2 protein-coding genes are annotated in these 2,087 nt (G+C 44.0%); one reads left to right on the top strand and one right to left on the bottom strand.

Annotated elements, in window-relative coordinates; translation table 11 throughout:
* Window positions 1-144: 144 nt before the first annotated feature.
* On the bottom strand, window positions 145-276 hold the full coding sequence (locus F6K37_RS39600; RefSeq protein WP_008181869.1) for a hypothetical protein: 132 nt from the start codon (window positions 274-276) through the stop codon (window positions 145-147).
* Between the two features lie 85 nt (window positions 277-361).
* Between F6K37_RS39600 and F6K37_RS39595 the strand changes: the two genes are divergently transcribed.
* The coding region (locus tag F6K37_RS39595; protein ID WP_287256741.1) for a glycosyltransferase family 2 protein at window positions 362-2,087 on the top strand (1,726 nt) is incomplete at its 3' end.

Genomic DNA, 2,087 nt, shown 5'->3' with positions numbered 1-2,087 from the left:
ATTCTAATACTGTTTCTTAATACTGTTATTTAACGATTGTTAAAAACTTGTATTCGAGCTAGCAGTTTTTAATCGAATTGATTGTGGTATCTTAATGATTCCACCAAGACTATCTTATAGCTATAATATTATAGCTATAAGATTCTAGCTAATCAATTCGATTTTCTTATCTAAAATAGCGTTTGTATTGGAGATGTAAACCTTTAAGGTCTTTTTTTCTTGGACAATAAAACTGAGGTTCTCTTTACCCTCTTGCCTTTTGGCTCTTGGATCCATGGCTTTTTCGGCAAGAAGTGTGTTTACAACTCATCTACAAACTCTATAACAATACCATCAATATCAACGATTAGCAATCAGCACAATGGCCCAACTGTTGTATATCAAGCCAGAGATTCAACCAACCCTAGGCATCAGCATTTTCACGGTGCCTAAGCCTTTTCTAGGTATGATTGGTATCATCCAGCACAACGCCATTACCAGCTGGACTTTGCTCAAACCTAAGCCAGAAATCATTTTATTTGGTGATGAAATTGGTACAGCCTCCATTGCTGAAGAGTTAGGAGTTAATCATGTTCCTGATATCGAGTGCAATAGCTATGGTACTCCTCTACTGGATAGTGTGTTTGCCCAAGTCCAGGAGCAAGCAACTTACGATATCATCACTTACATCAATGCTGATATTATTTTACTGAAGGATTTTACCCAAGCCATTGAACAGGTTTGCCAACACCTAGACACATTTTTAATCACTGGACGACGCTGGAATCTTGACCTGTCCAATCCCATAGAATTTCAGTCTCCCACCTGGCAAGACACCCTGTGTCAACAAGTCGATCAGACCGGTTGTTTAGGGCCTCATGATGCTAAGGATTACTTTATCTTTCCTAAAGATTTATTCCGCACTATCCCTAAGTTTGCGGTGGGACGGGGATATTGGGATACCTGGATGGTAACTACTGCTGGGATGAGGGGTTATCCCATAGTCGATGCCAGCGAAGTGGTGATGGCAGTGCATCAAAATCATACCTACGCTCATCTGATGGGGGGCAAAAATGAGGCCCATATGGGGAAGGAAGCGCAACGGAATAAAACTATTGGGAATGTGCAAGGACAAGGCACGATTGCGGAGAGCACCTGGCAGCTAAAACCCTGGCATCATCAGGATTCACCACGAGTTAGTGTGATTATTATTGGCCAAAGTACTAGCGCTAGAGTTAAGCGAGCAGTGGACAGTGTGCAGGCTCAAAACTATTCCGACTATGAAATTATTGTGGTGGATGGGGCTGGTAATCAGGGAGCAGGGAGTAGGGAGCAGGGAGTAGGGAGTAGGGAACAGGGAATAGGGAGCAGGGAGCAGGGAGCCCCCCTAGCCCCCCTTAATAAGGGGGGGACCGTTAATCAGGGGGGAACAGGTACTTCGGAGCAGGGATCCCCCCTAACCCCCCTTAATAAGGGGGGAATTGTTATTAAAGAGGGTTATCTAGCGGGATGGGATGGAGGATGCGATCGCAAATGGGGGGCGTTGTGCGATCGCGGTCTTGAGATGGCTCAAGGAGAATTTGTAACTTTTCTCGATAGTGACAGTGTTTTACTACCAGATGCCCTAGAGAAACAAGTAGCAGCATTTGACCGGGAATCCTCTACCCTGGATTTACTATTGAGTGGCTGGCAACTGGTTGAGGGAGACAAAATCACCCAGGTGACGCCATGGCAAGACTTACCGGATTTAGAAGACTTACACATCTGGAAGTTAGAGAAACTGTGGCAACCGTTGCGTCAAAGTAATAGTATGTTTCGTCGCAGTCGTTTAGACCTAGTAGGAGGCTTCAATACTGAATTAAATCAAGACGCTGCGATGGTAGAAGTAATATTGAATCTAGTATTTTTGAGAGGAAGCCGAGCCCTGTGGTTGCCAGAAGCAACCTGTCGCTATTTTGGGCAAAGTAATACTATTGAGGAACAGTTTATTCCAGTTGCTGAAGATATGAAAGAGGTGATTGATAGTATCTTTAAGCAACCAACTGTCAAGGGATGGATGCAAAAATTAAAAGCTAGAGCCTATCCTAAGGGAGTAGGGAGTAGGGAGA

Source organism: Moorena sp. SIO4E2 (assembly GCF_010671945.1).
Lineage (GTDB): Bacteria > Cyanobacteriota > Cyanobacteriia > Cyanobacteriales > Coleofasciculaceae > Moorena > Moorena producens.
Note: the sequence above shows the minus strand (reverse complement) of the source record. Positions and strands in the feature narration are given on the sequence as shown.

Bases quoted from the DNA above. Each gene is read 5' to 3' on its own strand.
- F6K37_RS39600 (WP_008181869.1), bottom strand. From the start codon at position 276: ATGGATCCAAGAGCCAAAAGGCAAGAGGGTAAAGAGAACCTCAGTTTT.